The organism is Bradyrhizobium sp. A11 (genome assembly GCF_042077125.1).
Taxonomy (GTDB): domain Bacteria; phylum Pseudomonadota; class Alphaproteobacteria; order Rhizobiales; family Xanthobacteraceae; genus Bradyrhizobium; species Bradyrhizobium japonicum_B.
The window spans coordinates 661,697-676,680 of sequence record NZ_CP149509.1 but is presented as its reverse complement, the minus strand read 5'-3'; the positions used below and the strand labels follow the sequence as shown (position 1 = coordinate 676,680).

Here is a 14,984-nt window from a genome sequence, read left to right as displayed (position 1 = left end):
CGATGGCGCATCAGGATCGCTACGGCCTACCGCTCTCCACCGCATCCGATGCGGCTGCCGGCGCCTATCGCGACGGCGTCGACCTCATGCTCTCGGGGTGGACCGGCATGGCGGAGACGCTGGAGCGCGCGATCGCGGCCGATCCTGACTTCGCGCTGCCTCTGATCGCCCGTGCCCGCGTGCACGCCTTCTACCAGCAGGGCGATCAAGCGCGGAGCAAGGCGGCGCTCGCACGCGAGCTGGTGGCCAGGCGCGGCACCGAGCGCGAGCGCTCGCATGTTGAGACGCTGGCGCTGTCGATCGAGGGCCGGCTGCAAGAGGCGATCGCATCAACGCTGAGGCACATCGAGAGCTGGCCGCGCGATGCCTTGGTGCTTTCGCTGCCGCTCGGGGCGTTCGGCCTGTTCGCCTTCTCCGGCATGGCCGATCACGACCGCGCGCGGCATGAGCTGTGCGAGCGCGTCGCGCAGCATTATGGCGAGGACTGGTGGTTCCTGACCATGGCCGGCTGGGCAATGACCGAGAATGGCGACGTCGCCCGCGGCCGCGCCGTCACCGAGCGTGGCTTCAATTTGCGCCGGGCGAACGCCCATGCCGCGCATGCGGTGCTGCACGCGATGTTCGAGGACGGCTCGATCGAGGCGGCCGATCGCCTCGTCGACGACTGGATTCCGACTTACGACCGCGCCGGCCTCTTGCACGGCCATATCCGCTGGCACCAGGCGCTCGGCGCGCTCGAGCAGGACGATTCGGCACGCGCGCTCGCGATCTATGCCGACGTGCTTCAGCCGGCAGTCACGCAAGCGCCGCCGCTCAACGTCATCACCGACGCCGCCTCGCTGCTCTGGCGCCTGTCGGCGTACGGCCACACCGTGCCGGACACGCTGTGGCAGGACGCCGACGCCGCCGCGCAGAAGATGTTTCCGAAGTCGAGCCTGTCCTTCGCCGACGTCCACATGGCGCTGTTCGCGGCGGCGACGCAGAACCACGCGGCGCTGGCCGCGCGCCTTGCGACGATCGAGCAGCGGCTCGCCGAGGGCAAGCTGCCGGCCGGCCCCGTCGTGCCGGCGATCATCCGCGCGCTGGCGGCCTTTGCCGACGGGGATTACGGCGCATGCGTGCAGACGCTCGCGCCTGTTCTCACCGAGGTCGTTAGGATCGGCGGCAGCCACGCCCAGCGCGAGCTGATCGAGGACACCTTCATCGTCGCGCTGATGCGCAGCGGCGAGCTGCCCCGCGCCCGCGCCCTACTGGACGCCCGCCTGCACCGCCGGCCATCCCTTCGGGATCGGCGCTGGCAGATGGCGATGGCTAGTTCTGCCACGAAAAAAACACCGGCCTGACGGCAAGTGCCGAGCGGACGGGTTGGCGATGTCAAGCGAATCGCCGTCGGGGTGGCGCGGTGGTATTCCAGGCGGGTCTTGCAGAACAAACGGGATCGCAACCAATTTGCGGTCCGATGGTTATGCTGCGGAACTTTTCCGCCGCCACGGCCCTCCGGCACACGAGCCCGACGATGCGCCTTCGCCGACCGGTCCTCGCCGCCGCCTTGACCATGGGCTTGGTCCTGGGCTGGGTCGTGGGCTTGGCAAGTCCTTGTTTTGCCGAGACTTCCAACCCGATCCCGGTCAACAATCCGCCGGCGCAGCAGAATGCCTTCATCGACCTGCTGGCGCTGATGTCCGGCCACTGCAAGACATTCAAGGTCGCCGGCCGCACCTTTGCCTGCAAGACGGTGGCCTATGCCCATGGCGACAAAGGCCGGGTCAATTTCGCGGTCGCGGTCGACGATCCCGCCGACGACAGCCACGTCGTGTCGTTCTCCGGCGAGAACGGCAAGCGTGCCGACGACAATTCCTATGAGCTGCGGATCGACCGCATGCTGCTCAACTCCAAGCACCGTCCCAAGGTCGACGGCCTGCCGGTGCCGGCCGAGCAGACCTCCACCGGCCTCTGCCGCCAGACCGGCAACTTCGCCGCCAGGAAGGTGAACGACGTCACCTGCTCCGCCACCGACAGCGAGGGCCGGCGCTACGAATTGCTGTTCGTCTCCGACGGCACGCCGGTCAGCGTGCGCCGTATCCGCCAGTCGGCACCGTCGATCCAGGACCCGTTCAAGTAGCTCGTCTCACCCCTCTTTCCGTATGAACGGGGCGAGGGAGAAACAGCTTCACGCGAACGCCTTTTCCAGCGTCGCAAAGATCACCGATAGCGACTTGTCGTGCCGCGTCACCGGCGGCACCGGGCGATCGACCTTCATGAGCTGATAGATTGCCATCTGCGCCGCCCGCACCGAATATTCGACGGTGAACACGACGTCGTCGGGGATCTCGACGAACTGGCTGACAAAGGCGAGATTGACGGAATTCTTCGGCACCGGCAGCGGCCGGTCGGCCAGATGGCGCGGCATGAACATGCTGGTGATGTAGGGCATGCGGCAGGGGATGCAGATCGCATCCTCCAGCACGACGGGATCGAAGTTCAGGTGGCCGCAGAGCTCCTTCAGGATCTCGGCGCCGCCGCACTCGGACATCGGCTTGGCGACGAAATTGCCGACGCGGTCGGGATGCAGCGCATAGCCCCAGAACACCTGCACGTTGCTCGGCTGCCCCGTGAAGTGCGGCTGGTGATAGAGCACGACCGACATCAGCCAGTTCGAGTCCTTGAACGTGACGAGACCGCCGGTGCCGGCCCGGTTGCCCGAGAACGCTTCCATCCGGTCGAAGAACCGTGGATCGCGGCAGGTGACGGTGAAGGACAGCCAATAGGATTCGGGGATCGAACTGTTGAACGCGGACGGATTGCCGAAATCGGGACGTCCTTGCGCGATCGTCTCCCACAGCGCCCAGCCCTGGCTGTCCTTCTTGGTCAGGCGCGGCGGCGGCTCGGTCATCGAGCCGAGGCTCGAGGCGTCCGTCATCGAGCCGTTCTGGAAGAACACGACGTCGTCGTCCTCGAGTCGGACATTGGCCGTGCGGCTGTCGCGGTCGAGCGTGAGCTGGCGCACGCGCAAGCGCGGGCCCTCGGCCTCGAACGCCATGTCGGTGACGCGCGTGCCGCGCACGAACTGCACGCCCTGGCGCTTGAGCCAGTCGGCGAGCGGCCGCACGATCGCGTCGTATTGATTGTAGACCGTGCGCTTGACGCCGGCGAGCGTCTCGATGCGCGGAAATTCGTTCATGAAGCGATGCAGATAACGCTTCAGCTCGACCGCGCTGTGCCAGGGCTGGAAGGCGAAGGTGGTCTGCCACATGTACCAGAAATTGGACTCGAAGAATCCAGGCGACAGCCAGTCGGTGATGCGGCTGTTGCCGAGCGCCTCTTCCGAGGCCTCGGTGAGCCGCAGCAGCTCCAGCCGGTCGCGCGCGGAAAAGCCCATATGCGAAACGTCGATCTTGAAGCGGTTGCGGTCGACCAGACGTGCCCTGGAGTGCGCCGGATTCTCCACGTTGAAGGCGATGGTCTCGTCGCGCACGCTGAGGCCGGGATGCTCCAGCGAGGGAATGCTCGAGAGCAGGTCCCAGGTGCATTCGTAATGGTCGGTGGTGAGCATGCGCCCGCCGCGCAGCGAATAGGCGCCGTTCGCAAGCTGCGCGCCGTCGAGGCTGCCGCCGATCAGCGGCTGCGCCTCGTAGATCACGATGTCGCGCCCCGGCAGCTGCGCATCGCGAACGAGGAACGCCGCGCCTGCGAGCGATCCAATGCCACCGCCGATGAAATACGCCTTCATGACTTGCCTCGATTGCAGTTCGAATGTCGCGGCAAGATTGCATGGTGTGGCGGTAGCCAAACTTGCGCTGGATCAAGGGGGAGGCGAAGCGCAATCACGTCGACGTTATCGGGCTCGGCTTCTTCGCGTAGATGTGCTCGATCTCGTCCGCGAAGCGGCGCTCGAGCGCGGGCCGCTTGTTCTTCAGCGTCGGCGTGAGCAGGCCCGCCGCAATGGTCCACGGATCCAGCGTCCACCACACCGCGCGCGGCGTCGCGTAGGACGGATAGGCCTTCACGGCCGCGGCGATCCTGGCCAGCAGCGCCGCCCGCTCCGCCGCGCCGCCCTGCTGGCCGCGGGCCGCCAGCCGTTCCTTCTCCTCGACCCAGGCTTTGGCATTCAGCACGACCAGAGCGGCGAGGAACGGCCGCTGCTCGCCGACCACCAGCGCCTGCTCGAACAAGGGATCGGCAAGGATCGCGGTCTCCAGATCCACCGGCGCGATCTTCTCGCCGGTGGAGGTGACCAGGATGTCCTTGATGCGACCGGTGATGGTGATGCGCCCATGCTCGATGCGGGCCTGGTCGCCGGTGTGCAGCCAGCCGTCGGCGTCCTTGGCGCGGCGCGTTTCCTCCAGCTTGCGCCAGTAGCCCACCATCACGCTGGGGCCGCGCACCAGCAATTCGTCGTTCTCACCCAGCCTGACCTCGATGCCGTCGAGGACGTGGCCGACCGAACGTGGATCATTGTCGTCGGGGGTATTGACGGAGACCACCGGCGAGGTCTCCGTCATGCCGTAGCCCTGGAGCACGTCGAGCCCGAGCGCGAGAAACAGGCCGATGACGGGCTCCGCGATCGGTGCGCCGCCGGAGACCGCGACGCGCAGGCGGCCGCCGAGCTGCGCCAGCACCTTGTCGGCGACGAGGCGCTTGAGCAGCGGCCAGGCCAGCCGGTCCAACAGCGACGGTACGTCATGCCGCTGCCGCGCGTCGAAGCGCCGCCCGCCGACGGCGATGGTGAGGTCGAGCAGCGTGCGTTCGATCCAGCCCGCCGATGCGCGATGCTGCAGGATCAGCGCGTAGATCCGTTCGTAGATCCGCGGCACCGAGACCAGCACCGTCGGCCGTACATGCTGCAGATCCTCCGAGAGCTGCGGCACCGAGCGCGCATAGGCGACACAGGCGCCGATCGCGATCGGGTAGTAATAGCCGCCGGTGCGCTCGAACGTGTGCGAGAGCGGCAGGAAGGACAGGAAGACGTCGTGCGGCTCGGCTTTGACGCGGCGCGCGATCGCCTTCACGTTGGCGACCACGTTGCCATGCGACAGCATCACGCCCTTCGGCCGCCCCGTGGTCCCCGAAGTGTAGACGATCGCAGCGAGATCGTCCGGGTCGATCGCGACATCGGGCAGCGGCGCGGTCGCGCCAGGTGCTTGCGCCAGCCAGTGGTCGAGCCCGACGATGCGCGCATCCGGCGTGATGAGCCCGCCTGCATCCGCGCAGACGACGCGCTTGAGATGGTCGAGCGGCTGGCCGGTCGCCACGATCGCCTGCCAGCGCTCCAGCGTATCGATGAACAGGATCAGCGCGCCGGAATCGGCGAGGACGTAGGCGATGCTGTCGGGATTGTCGACGGCGTGCATCGGCACCGGCACCAGGCCACGCGACAGCGCCGCCTGGTCCATGGCGATATGCGCGACACCGTTCGGCATCAGGATGGCGATACGCTCGCCCGGCGCGAGCGCCTCCGCGGCGAGCGCCCGCCGCCACAGCTCGAATTCCGCGTCGATCTCGCGCCAGGACTGGCTGACCCAGCGCTGGGCGGACGCGTCGAAATGGCGATAGGCCTCCGCCGCCGGCGTCGCCTTGACGCGCCAGCGCAGCAGCTGCGGCAACGTCCTGATCTCGGCAAGGCCGTCCGGTTGACCCGCCGGCCCCGGCATGGCGCTCTCTTGCATCGCATCGATTCCCGACATGTGGTGCTTCGAGACTAGACCGGCCAATCCTTGCCGCTTTGATCCTCAGCAAGGCGGCCATGCTTTGGAGCGGCTCATGACACGCGACCGACTGCGTCTGCAGCGCTCGGATGTCGAGGATGAGATGAACGCATCGAATCGTCGCGGCGTAAGATCTGGGGCAATACTAAGGCAGAGCGGGCGCGACAATCGAGCGCGCAACGATGTCTCGTTCACGAACGTTAACGTACGTTCATCGGAACCAGTATCTGCGTCGTTTCGACGCCGGAACGCGGCGTGCGCACGCCCGTTGTGTCACGACATTCAACTGGAGTGATGACATGAAGTATCTCATTGTCGCGATGGCGGTCGGAGCTGCGGCGCTTGCCGGTGGATCGGCGGCGAACGCGGCCGGCAGTTCGAGCGCCAAGCAGGGCGCGCATGAAAGTCAGACCACCGACATCAGCGCGCACCGCAGGCACCATCGCTGGCATGGCCACCATCATCATTGGCGGCACAGCCACTACCGGCCGTACTACCAAAGCTACGGCTATTACCCGCGCCATCACGGCTATTACGGCGGCGGGCCGTACGGATATTATCGCGGCGGCCCCGGCGTGACGTTCAGCTTCGGCGGCGGACGCTGGTGAGACAGGAGGCCCGCAGCAATGCGGGCCTCTCTCTTTTTATGCCCGGATGATCCCGGCTTTATTCTCGCAGAATGATACCGGCCGTCTCCAGGCCGCTCGCTAGCGCCGCTTCCACCGTGCCCATGTCGGGCCCGCGATAGAGCGCTTCACCGGAGAACAGCACCCTCCCATCGGCGCGCGCCAGAATCGCCTGCGCCGCGCGCGTCCGCGGTGTCGCCCAGGAATAGGCGCCGCGGGCAAAGCGATCGTGCGCCCAGTTGGTGGCCGCCGCCGCCACGAGCTCGCCCGCGACGTCCTCGCGCGGCAGCCTGAAGATGGCGGCGAGCGAATCGAGTCCGGCCTCGATCAGTCCTTGCGAATCGAGGCTGTCCAGTTCTGCGGCGCGCGGGCCGCCGAACCAGCCGGTGAGCATCGCATGCCGGCTCGAATATTGCGTCCACCACACCGGGATCCTCTCGTCTGACAGCAGGAAGGTCATGCCTGCGAGATCCCGCTGCCGCTCGCGCCACCATGGCCGCGCGAAGCGCAGCAGGATCTTGATGACATTGCCGAAGCCGATGTCATCAGTGGCGGCAAGCTTCGCACGCGCGCTCGCCGGCAGGGCGATCTCGCGCAGCAAGGGCAGCGGCACGGTGAGGATCACCCGGTCGCAGCCGTGGCCCTGGCCGCCGGCGCAGCGAACGACAGCCCCGCGGCCGTCCTCCTCGATCGCCGTCGCCACGCATCCGAGATGGATGGCGACGCCATGCCTGCGGCAGTCAGCCGCCAGGAAGTCGACCAGCCCGCCATAGCCGCCGTCGATGCGCGCCTGCGGAGCATGCCCGCCATCCATCCATTCCTCGCGCAGCGCCAGCGTCGAGGCGTGCTCGGGGTCGGCCGCGTCGTAGCCCTCGACCATCCGCTCGATCGAATGGCGCATCGGCGCATAATCGTCCCCGGCAAAATGCCGGCGCAGGAATTCGGCAACGGGGAGATCGTCATGCAAATCCCTCAGCACGGCTTGCAGCTCGGCCTCGTGGGGATCGTCCTGCCGTTCGCGCGAGAGCGTCGTCCCGTCGAAGCTCCACTGCTCGCCTTCGATCTCCTGAAGCGACAGCCCGGCCTCGCGCAGCAGTCGACGCGTGAGCGGTGCCTCGCCATGGACGAATTCGGCGCCGCCCTCGGCGGCATAGCCGAACTCCAAGGCCGGCAGCGGATGGATGCGGCCGCCGCAGCGCGTGCGCGCTTCCAGCACCGTCACCTTGCGGCCAGCACGCGCCAGCTCGCGCGCCGCTATCAGGCCCGCAGCACCGGCGCCGACGATGACGATGTGCTCCGACGCCTCGGACATGGCCGGCATCACCGGCCTGCGGCCGGCGGATCGTTCCTGATCAGGTAGCGCAGCAGCAGGACGCCGCCGCCGAGTTCGCGCATGCTCTCCAGCGTCATCGCCGCGATCGGCGCGCGCTTGTCGCCGTCCGCCTCCGTCGAGGAGAACACGAAGGGCGCGCCGGTAGCGCCGTCGATCGCGGGACTGAGGATCAGGTTGAATTCGTCGATCAGGCCGGCACGCAGGAACGCCCCATTGGCAACGCCGCCGCCCTCGACCAGGAGACGCTTCACGCCGAGCTCGCGGTTGAGGATGTCCAGCACCAGCGCCAGGTCGATTTCCGACTTGCCGGCGAAGATATAGGACACGCCCTCGCCGCGCAGCCCTGCGAGATGCGAATCCGGCACGCTCTCGGTCAGCACGACGACGATCGGGTCGCCGCCGATGTCCGAGCGGCCCCAGCCGATCTTGCCCTGCGCATCGAGCACGACGCCGTAGGTTTTCGCGTCGCGCCGCGCGAACCAGTTTTGGCGCGGAAATGTCTCGTGCGTCTCGGTCGGGTACGGCTTGCCCTTGGCGAACTCCGACCCGGTGACGCGGCCGATGACCCAGGCATCGCCGCCGAGCTCCTCATGGATCGTCTCGAACCAGTCGGTGCCCGCGCCCTTCGGACGCCAGCGGCTGGGATGCGTGCGGCCGTCCAGGCTGGAGTGCATCAGACAGATCACGTAGGGCTTCATGCAACTCTCCGGAAATGCGCTTTACAGCGTCGGCCGATCCCTCTTGTCATCGCCCTTGTCTTCGCCTTTGGCGCGATCGCTAACGATCGTTGCGAGCGGATTGGGCTCTGGCGGCGCGACCAGCTGCAGCGTGTTGGTGTCGCGATGATTGAACGGCGCGCCGCGCACGAACAACTCGGTCTGGATCAGATAGGTCCAGCTGCCGTCGTCGTTGAAGGTGATGTCGCAGCGATAGGAATCGGTGCGGAACGCCTGTTCCAGGAAATCGGTCGAGCAGATCCCGTAGGCGGTGTCGCCGCGCCTGGCGGTGACCGAGATGGTCTTGTCGCCGGCTGCGGCCTTGCCCGAGGCCAGCAGCACCTGCCCGCGCGGAATCGCCAGCGTCTGCATGATCAGCCCGGTCGCGGGCTCCCACAGCCAATAGCCGACCTGATCGTGGAAGGTGATGTCTTCCTCGGGCGTGTTGATGTGGATGTGATAGCGCAGCCCGTAGAGCAGCTGCGGGCCATTGGCCTGCGGATCGATCGGATCCATGCGGATGCGCTCGATGAAGGTCCGCCGTTCCGGCCCGTCCGCCTTCGGATTGATGTCGATGCCCTTGTCCGCCTGCCAACGGCCGGCGAGGCGGCGCAGCGGACCGAGATTGGCAAGGCCGTCCGGCGAGACGTCCTCGGGCTCGGTGAAGATGTCGGCGGGAATGGGAAGCATGGGAGTCCTCGCGAGAAGCTGCGGGCACAGCCATAGCATGGCGGCGCGAAGCTGGCGTGTGCTCACGCCTCACAATCGCGAATGGACGTCGGCGTTGCGCGCGGGGCGATCGTCGGGCTTTTGAGGAAGACCGTGCATTGCCTGTCGCGGTAGCGTTCTCGGACAATGCGCCGGATGGCCTGCGTCAGGCGGAACGGTGCCGAACCTGTTCGTTCAACTGGTCACGCGCTGACGGTCGATGCGTCAATCTCGCCAGGTGCGTGAGATCGCTGCCGCTTTCCGATGTCGGCGAAGACCGCTCTCAAGCCGCTTCCGACAGCGATTTCGCGCGCTGCTCGAGCATGGCGATCGTGGCGACCAGATTGTCCCGCCGCGCGCGAAGGTTAAGCGCGAGCAGCGGATAGGTCGGCTGCTGCGCGTCGAACACTCCGGCTTTGGCCTCCACTTCGAGAATATCCGTATTCAAGAGCCGAACGCGCCACCACAGATCGGCGATCAACGCATCGAGCCGGAACTCGCCGGCAGTACCAGTACGGGACACTTCTTGCATCGCTTGCCTCAACCTGAAACGGGCCTCTCCGCCGAGGCCCGGCTTTGGTCAGGACTGAGCAAGCGGAGTGCCAGAGCCGACGGCCACGCCGGCGGGCCTTCCGGAACTCGCAAGAATCCCCGTTCGGCAGTGATCCGGCGGCCGGCCCCGGTCGTTTTCAGCCCAAGAGTTCGCTTGTCGAGGCGCTATGATCGCTGCTATCCGGGCTTTGAATGTGCCAATCCGGGCTGAGGCTGGTTTTCCCCGGAGGGTGGCGGCGCGGCTGTCGATTGGTGCGAGCAAAGGGCCGAAGACAAAGGTGGATTGGGCTGATTTGATCGGACGCGTCGCCTCTGACGGCGACCGGGAGGCTTTCAAGCGGCTGTTCGAGCATTTCGCGCCCCGCATCAAGGGGCTGATGCTCAAAGCCGGCTGCAGCCCCGACGAGGCGGAAGAGATCGCCCAGAACACCATGATCGCCGTATGGCGGAAGGCGCACCAGTTCGATCCTGCGACCGCGGGCGCGCCGGCCTGGATATTCACGATCGCGCGCAATCTGCGGATCGATTTGTTCCGCCGCCGGGCCCGGGTCGACCGTCTGGAAGCCGGATCTGAGCTGCCTGATGCAGCAGATCAAGCCGAACCGGCCGATATCCTGATTTCGCGCGGGCAGGAGGCCGCACGGATCTCATCGGCCATCAAGCAACTCTCGGCGGAGCAATCCACGGTGGTGAAGCTATCGTTCATCGAGGAAAGACCGCATCCGGAAATCGCGAGCGTGCTCGGGATTCCGCTCGGGACGGTCAAGTCACGGATCAGGCTGGCGATGAACCGGTTACGCGACATTTTGGACGAAGAAGCATGACGATCAGCCATCATCCGCCGGAAGATCTTCTGGCCGATTTCGCGGCCGGCAGGCTGGAAGAGGCCCATCACCTGGTCGTCGGGGTGCACGTGGCAGGCTGCGCGCGCTGTGCCCGCTTCGTGCAGGCCATCGAGCAACTCGCGGGCGCCGCGCTGGAGGATGTCGAGCCGGTGCCGACCGCACCGGATGCGTTCGATCGCGTGATGTCGCGAATTCACGACGCTCCGGCACATACAGCCGCGGCTCCCCTTACGTTCGACACGGATGATGATATTCCGCCGGCACTGCGAAAATATCGCATCGGCAAGCGCCGGCGTGTCGCGCCGGGTCTCAGCCTGCGGCCGATCGAGCTGTCCGGCTCGGGCACGGCCCGTGCCTTCCTGCTTCGGTCAGCGCCAGGCTCGCGTATGCTCGAACACACCCACACCGGCACCGAATTGACGCTCGTGCTCGAGGGCAGCTTCAGCCATGAGGGCGGACGCTTTGGCCCTGGGGATTTTGACTACGGCGACGACGAGATCGATCATCGTCCCATCGTCGGCACCGAAGGCCCCTGCCTTTGCCTGGTCGCGATGACCGGCGACCTGCGCATGAACGGCTTGCTCGGCCGACTGATCGGGCCCTTCGTGCGTCTATAACCTGCTTCGCCCTTCTCCCGCCAGGTGATCCGCGCCTGCGCCCGGAGCGTTTCGTAGGAAACGCAAGGGAGACAGGACATGGCCTGTTCGAGTCCGGCAAGTCAGGTGCAGAGCGAGAGGTTGCACGAAGTGCTGGCCCGCGTCTCCGCAGGCGAGACACGCGCCTTCGCAGAGCTCCATACGCTGACGCGCGGCAGACTGCGCAGGATCGCGCTGGCCGTTGGAGCCTCGCCGCACGATGTCGATGACATCCTCCAGGAAAGCTTCTTGAAGATCTGGCGCAACGCCGCTCGGTTCGATTCCGGTCGGGCATCGGCCATGACCTGGATGTCCGCAATCGTCCGAAACACCGCGATCGATCATCTGCGGACCAGAAGACAGCCAAGTCTCGAACTGGACAAGGCGCTCATGGTCCCGACGGCAGCCGGGCCATCGCCGACCGAGGATTTCGATTACGCCGGCGCCGAACCCATTGCCTTGGGAGCATTGGCTCGCCTGCCGGCAGATCGCCGCAGGCTGGTCGCTCTGGCTTATCTCGAAGGTGAGAGCCGCGCGAGCCTGTCTCAGCGCTTCGGCGTGCCGGTCGGCACCATCAAGACCTGGCTGCACCGGACCATGTTGACGGTGCGCAAGGATTGCCTTGCCGCATTGGCCGCGGCCTGAACCCGGCGAGAGCCCGTGCATGGATGCCGAGATCATTGAATTTCCCGAGCGTGGACGCGAGAACCGACTTGTCGCCGCGACGGCAAGGCTCGAAGCGATTGTGCGAGAAGTCGAAAGTATCGCACCCGACGTGCCTGCAGCCGACGCCGATCGGCTGCTCGCAATGATGGAGCGCATGGGCGATCGACTGGTCGATCTCGCAGGCCTTTTGCTCGACCAGGAGTCGAAGCTGCAGGCTCAGAGGGCGTTTAAATCCCTGTCCGACAAGATCGCGGAAACCCGGGAAGCGTTCGGGCAGCTCGGAGACCGGAAGCAGACCTGACGCGAGGTCAACCCAGCTCTCGCGCCAAGCCTTCCAGCTCTCGGGCCAAGCCTTGGTTGCGCGGGATCAGTGCGCCAGCTTTTGCGCGACAACGAATCCGATCCAGGCACTGATGCCGGCGAGAAAAGATCCCCAGCAAACGTCCGCAAGGGTCAGGCCGGTCGACCAGTTGCGCAGCGTCGCCTGGTTGGTCAGATCGTATGTCGCGTAGGTGAAACAGCCGAGCAGCAGGCCGGAGGTGAACGCGCGCAGCGCGCCGCCATCCTGCTGCGCGGGCAGCACGGCAAACCAGATCAGGCCGACGGGATACAACAAGTAAAACGCGGCCGCGGCCGCCAGGTTGGGCTGAGCCCGCAACATATCGCCCAGCACCGGCCGATACAGCCTCTCGACCATGAGCGTGAGCCAGACCATGTCGATCGCAACGAAGGCCACGGCCACCGCAAGATAGATCAAGAAAAGATTCATGCCCGTGTTCCCAATCCGGCTGCATCTGACCGGCTCATCGCGCCGATCGTCAGGTTAACGGCCCGCAAGCCGTGACGGATCACATCGGCAAGTCGCTTGCCTTTGCGCCCAGTCAGCAGTCCGCAATCGCCAGTCCATGATCACACAACCTGTCGCACCGGCCATGGGAAGAATGCGCTGGTGCGCGCCTGATACTGACGATATCGCTCGCCGCGCGATTTCAGCATCTGCTCCTCGAGCGGCGGTATTCCCGTCACATGGACCAGGATCCAGTACATGATCACTGGCGCCGCCAGGCTGGCCCAACCCCATGCATATCCGGGCGACAGCGCGATGACCGGGTATGCCAGCCACCCCAGCCATTCGAAGAAATAGTTCGGATGGCGCGACCAGCGCCATAGACCGACATCGCAGACAAGCCCGGCATTGGATGGGCTGAGCTTGAAGCGCCGCAGCTGCCGGTCCGCCAATGCCTCCCCGGCGACGGCAATCAGGATGATGACGATCCCGGCATAGTCCTGCAGGCGCAGTTCAGGCGCCGGCGCGTGCGCCGCGAGGAAGACGGCGAACGGCAGCGGCACCGAGACAAGCGCCTGCGACTGCAGGAACAGGTACATCCGGCGAGGCGCCGCGGCTCCCCATTGCCGCGCATAGTTCGCGTAGCGTGGATCGTCGATCCCCGCTGCGGAGCGGCGCGCAATGTGCGTCCCAAGCCTCACCGACCAAAGCAGCACCAGCCCTCCGACCAGGAACCGGCGAGCCGGGGAACCGCCGTCGAGCGGCCACAAAGCTGCACCCGCACCAACGAGACCGGTCGCGTAGGACCAGATCGCGTCGACCCAGCCGGAATTGCCGGTGCGCTGCTGAACGACCCAGGCCAGCGCCATCAAAAGGCAGAGGGCCAAGGCAATGCCGCCGATCGCCTGAATGTGCAGAAGAATCATACCCCTCACCGCAATCGACCTCTCTGGATACGGCCGCTGGGGGCGCCGGTTTCGATGTGCGGAGGGGCGCCGGACGGCCAGCAAAGTGATCTGCGCCATCTCGCCAAGCGTTCCCTGACGGTTGTTTCGAGGACCGTCGCTGACGGTACCGCAGTGGGGGCGACAGAGAATGCGTTTGGCCGTGATCGGGACGGGAATTGCCGGCAACGCCGCCGCGTGGCTCCTGTCGAAACGTTACGCCGTCACTGTTTACGAGCGTGAGCTACAGCCGGGGGGACATAGTCATACCGTTCGTATCGACTATGACGGTGAGCCGATCGATGTGGACGTCGGCTTCATCGTGTTCAACGAGGCGAACTACCCGCAATTGACCTCGCTGTTTACGCATCTGGGCGTGAAGACCATCGAGACTTGCATGAGCTTCGCCATGTCCGTCGATCATGGCCGATTCGAATGGCGTGGCGGCGGCGAGACCGCGTTGCAAACGGCCTGCGGCCTGTTTGCGCAACCGCGCAACCTCGCATCGCCGTCCTACTTTCGCATGCTGGCCGAGGTCATGCGGTTCAACCGGCAGAGCGTCGCCGATCTGCACGCCGGCCGGCTGCACGACCTGACGCTCTGCGAGTATTTGCGCAAGGAATCATTCGGTTCGCGCCTGTTCTCCGACTATCTCGGCCCGATGGGGGCGGCCATCTGGTCGTCCTCATCGGATGACATTCAGTCCTTTCCGGCGGAGAACTTCGTCGCCTTCTTCAACAATCACCGGCTCTTGCAGCTCGATCGACCGCGCTGGCGGACCGTGGAGGGCGGCAGCCGGCGCTATGTCGACAAGCTGACCGCTTTGTTCAAGCACAACATTCGGCTAGGCTGTGCGGTGACATCGATCAACCGAGCTGGGTCTGGCGTGACCGTCCGCGACAGTCATGGCGGTGTGGAAAGTTACGATGCCGTTGTGATGGCCTGTCACAGCGATCAGGCCTTGGCGGCCCTGTCGGATGCCGACGCCCAGGAGCATTCTATTCTCGGGGCGATCAGATATGCCCCGAACACCGTCTATCTGCACCGTGATCCCCGCCTCATGCCCCGGCGGCGTCAGGCGTGGGCATCCTGGAACTTCCTGCGGTGGCCGCGGCAAACCCCCGCCCAGAACGATGTCGCGGTGACCTATTGGATGAACCGGCTCCAGGGCATCGACGAGCGCAAGCCGTTGTTCGTCAGCCTCAACCCTCCCTTCGAGCCGGCGGCCCATCTGACGTTTGGAAAATTCAGCTTCGCCCATCCGCAATATGACCTGGCCGCATTCGCGGCGCAGCGGCGACTCCCCACGATTCAAGGGCGTCGGCGAACCTGGTTCTGCGGCGCCTGGACCGGCTACGGCTTTCACGAGGATGGCTTGCAGGCCGGCATCTCCGTTGCCGAGGCGCTCGGCAGCGAGGCTCCATGGCGTCAACCGGCCCCATTGCTGGCCGAGGCTGCCGAGTAGCA

Annotated in this window: 16 protein-coding genes; 8 read left to right on the top strand and 8 right to left on the bottom strand. The window is 65.9% G+C overall.

The genetic code is table 11. The features are described 5' to 3' along the window. Positions 1–2: 2 nt before the first annotated feature. Together WI560_RS03170 and WI560_RS03165 are read left to right on the top strand one after the other, a co-directional pair. Positions 3–1,343 carry a tetratricopeptide repeat protein gene (locus WI560_RS03170; protein ID WP_375306866.1) on the top strand — a complete coding sequence of 447 codons (1,341 nt, stop codon included), beginning with the start codon at positions 3–5 and terminating at the stop codon, positions 1,341–1,343. A gap of 173 nt (positions 1,344–1,516) precedes the next feature. Further along, complete coding sequence (locus WI560_RS03165; protein WP_375306865.1) at positions 1,517–2,122, top strand: hypothetical protein; 606 nt, start codon at positions 1,517–1,519, stop codon at positions 2,120–2,122. Positions 2,123–2,170: 48 nt separating this feature from the next. Here WI560_RS03165 and WI560_RS03160 read toward each other — a convergent pair whose 3' ends face one another. After that, positions 2,171–3,730: an oleate hydratase gene (locus WI560_RS03160; protein WP_375306864.1), complete on the bottom strand. Its 1,560-nt coding sequence runs from the start codon at positions 3,728–3,730 to the stop codon at positions 2,171–2,173. 94 nt (positions 3,731–3,824) lie between these two features. Continuing rightward, on the bottom strand, positions 3,825–5,651 hold the full coding sequence (locus WI560_RS03155) for an AMP-dependent synthetase/ligase (protein ID WP_375308758.1): 1,827 nt from the start codon (positions 5,649–5,651) through the stop codon (positions 3,825–3,827). Positions 5,652–6,004: 353 nt separating this feature from the next. Here WI560_RS03155 and WI560_RS03150 point away from each other — a divergent pair, with 353 nt between their 5' ends. Continuing rightward, a complete protein-coding gene (locus tag WI560_RS03150) occupies positions 6,005–6,313 on the top strand; it encodes a hypothetical protein (protein WP_375306863.1) in 309 nt (102 codons plus the stop codon). Positions 6,314–6,371: 58 nt separating this feature from the next. Here WI560_RS03150 and WI560_RS03145 read toward each other — a convergent pair whose 3' ends face one another. From WI560_RS03145 to WI560_RS03130, 4 genes are all read right to left on the bottom strand, one after another. Beyond that, the gene (locus WI560_RS03145; RefSeq protein ID WP_375306862.1) at positions 6,372–7,643 is read right to left on the bottom strand and encodes a flavin monoamine oxidase family protein; all 1,272 of its coding nucleotides are present in this window, start codon (positions 7,641–7,643) and stop codon (positions 6,372–6,374) included. Positions 7,644–7,651: 8 nt separating this feature from the next. Continuing rightward, the gene (locus WI560_RS03140) at positions 7,652–8,362 is read right to left on the bottom strand and encodes a RibD family protein (RefSeq protein WP_375306861.1); all 711 of its coding nucleotides are present in this window, start codon (positions 8,360–8,362) and stop codon (positions 7,652–7,654) included. 21 nt (positions 8,363–8,383) lie between these two features. Then, on the bottom strand, positions 8,384–9,070 hold the full coding sequence (locus WI560_RS03135; protein WP_375306860.1) for an FABP family protein: 687 nt from the start codon (positions 9,068–9,070) through the stop codon (positions 8,384–8,386). 301 nt (positions 9,071–9,371) lie between these two features. After that, positions 9,372–9,620 carry a hypothetical protein gene (locus WI560_RS03130; RefSeq protein ID WP_375306859.1) on the bottom strand — a complete coding sequence of 83 codons (249 nt, stop codon included), beginning with the start codon at positions 9,618–9,620 and terminating at the stop codon, positions 9,372–9,374. A gap of 298 nt (positions 9,621–9,918) precedes the next feature. Between WI560_RS03130 and WI560_RS03125 the strand changes: the two genes are divergently transcribed. The 4 genes from WI560_RS03125 to WI560_RS03110 all read left to right on the top strand — a co-directional run bounded on the left by WI560_RS03125 (position 9,919) and on the right by WI560_RS03110 (position 12,087). Next, the gene (locus WI560_RS03125; protein ID WP_375308757.1) at positions 9,919–10,464 is read left to right on the top strand and encodes a sigma-70 family RNA polymerase sigma factor; all 546 of its coding nucleotides are present in this window, start codon (positions 9,919–9,921) and stop codon (positions 10,462–10,464) included. Further along, positions 10,461–11,102, top strand: a complete 642-nt coding sequence (locus WI560_RS03120) for a ChrR family anti-sigma-E factor (RefSeq protein ID WP_375306858.1) — start codon at positions 10,461–10,463, stop codon at positions 11,100–11,102. The genes WI560_RS03125 and WI560_RS03120 overlap by 4 nt, the downstream gene beginning before the upstream one ends. A 78-nt stretch (positions 11,103–11,180) precedes the next feature. Next, complete coding sequence (locus tag WI560_RS03115; RefSeq protein ID WP_375306857.1) at positions 11,181–11,765, top strand: RNA polymerase sigma factor; 585 nt, start codon at positions 11,181–11,183, stop codon at positions 11,763–11,765. 19 nt (positions 11,766–11,784) lie between these two features. After that, entirely contained in the window at positions 11,785–12,087 is a 303-nt protein-coding gene (locus WI560_RS03110) for a hypothetical protein (RefSeq protein WP_375306856.1), read from the top strand. A 66-nt stretch (positions 12,088–12,153) separates the two neighbouring features. Here the strand turns inward: WI560_RS03110 and WI560_RS03105 are convergent, their stop codons facing one another. Next, the gene (locus tag WI560_RS03105) at positions 12,154–12,543 is read right to left on the bottom strand and encodes a DUF2177 family protein (RefSeq protein WP_375306855.1); all 390 of its coding nucleotides are present in this window, start codon (positions 12,541–12,543) and stop codon (positions 12,154–12,156) included. A gap of 152 nt (positions 12,544–12,695) precedes the next feature. Then, positions 12,696–13,499, bottom strand: a complete 804-nt coding sequence (locus WI560_RS03100) for a DUF1295 domain-containing protein (protein WP_375306854.1) — start codon at positions 13,497–13,499, stop codon at positions 12,696–12,698. Positions 13,500–13,668: 169 nt separating this feature from the next. Here WI560_RS03100 and WI560_RS03095 point away from each other — a divergent pair, with 169 nt between their 5' ends. Further along, positions 13,669–14,982 (top strand): NAD(P)/FAD-dependent oxidoreductase, encoded by a 1,314-nt coding sequence (locus WI560_RS03095; protein WP_375306853.1) that lies wholly within the window; start codon positions 13,669–13,671, stop codon positions 14,980–14,982. The last annotated feature ends 2 nt before the right edge of the window (positions 14,983–14,984 follow it).

Bases quoted from the DNA above. Each gene is read 5' to 3' on its own strand.
- WI560_RS03145 (WP_375306862.1), bottom strand. From the start codon at position 7,643: ATGTCCGAGGCGTCGGAGCACATCGTCATCGTCGGCGCCGGTGCTGCG.
- WI560_RS03100 (WP_375306854.1), bottom strand. From the start codon at position 13,499: ATGATTCTTCTGCACATTCAGGCGATCGGCGGCATTGCCTTGGCCCTC.
- WI560_RS03130 (WP_375306859.1), bottom strand. From the start codon at position 9,620: ATGCAAGAAGTGTCCCGTACTGGTACTGCCGGCGAGTTCCGGCTCGAT.
- WI560_RS03170 (WP_375306866.1), top strand. From the start codon at position 3: ATGGCGCATCAGGATCGCTACGGCCTACCGCTCTCCACCGCATCCGAT.
- WI560_RS03115 (WP_375306857.1), top strand. From the start codon at position 11,181: ATGGCCTGTTCGAGTCCGGCAAGTCAGGTGCAGAGCGAGAGGTTGCAC.
- WI560_RS03160 (WP_375306864.1), bottom strand. From the start codon at position 3,730: ATGAAGGCGTATTTCATCGGCGGTGGCATTGGATCGCTCGCAGGCGCG.
- WI560_RS03095 (WP_375306853.1), top strand. From the start codon at position 13,669: ATGCGTTTGGCCGTGATCGGGACGGGAATTGCCGGCAACGCCGCCGCG.
- WI560_RS03120 (WP_375306858.1), top strand. From the start codon at position 10,461: ATGACGATCAGCCATCATCCGCCGGAAGATCTTCTGGCCGATTTCGCG.
- WI560_RS03155 (WP_375308758.1), bottom strand. From the start codon at position 5,651: ATGCCGGGGCCGGCGGGTCAACCGGACGGCCTTGCCGAGATCAGGACG.
- WI560_RS03140 (WP_375306861.1), bottom strand. From the start codon at position 8,362: ATGAAGCCCTACGTGATCTGTCTGATGCACTCCAGCCTGGACGGCCGC.
- WI560_RS03165 (WP_375306865.1), top strand. From the start codon at position 1,517: ATGCGCCTTCGCCGACCGGTCCTCGCCGCCGCCTTGACCATGGGCTTG.
- WI560_RS03150 (WP_375306863.1), top strand. From the start codon at position 6,005: ATGAAGTATCTCATTGTCGCGATGGCGGTCGGAGCTGCGGCGCTTGCC.
- WI560_RS03110 (WP_375306856.1), top strand. From the start codon at position 11,785: ATGGATGCCGAGATCATTGAATTTCCCGAGCGTGGACGCGAGAACCGA.
- WI560_RS03135 (WP_375306860.1), bottom strand. From the start codon at position 9,070: ATGCTTCCCATTCCCGCCGACATCTTCACCGAGCCCGAGGACGTCTCG.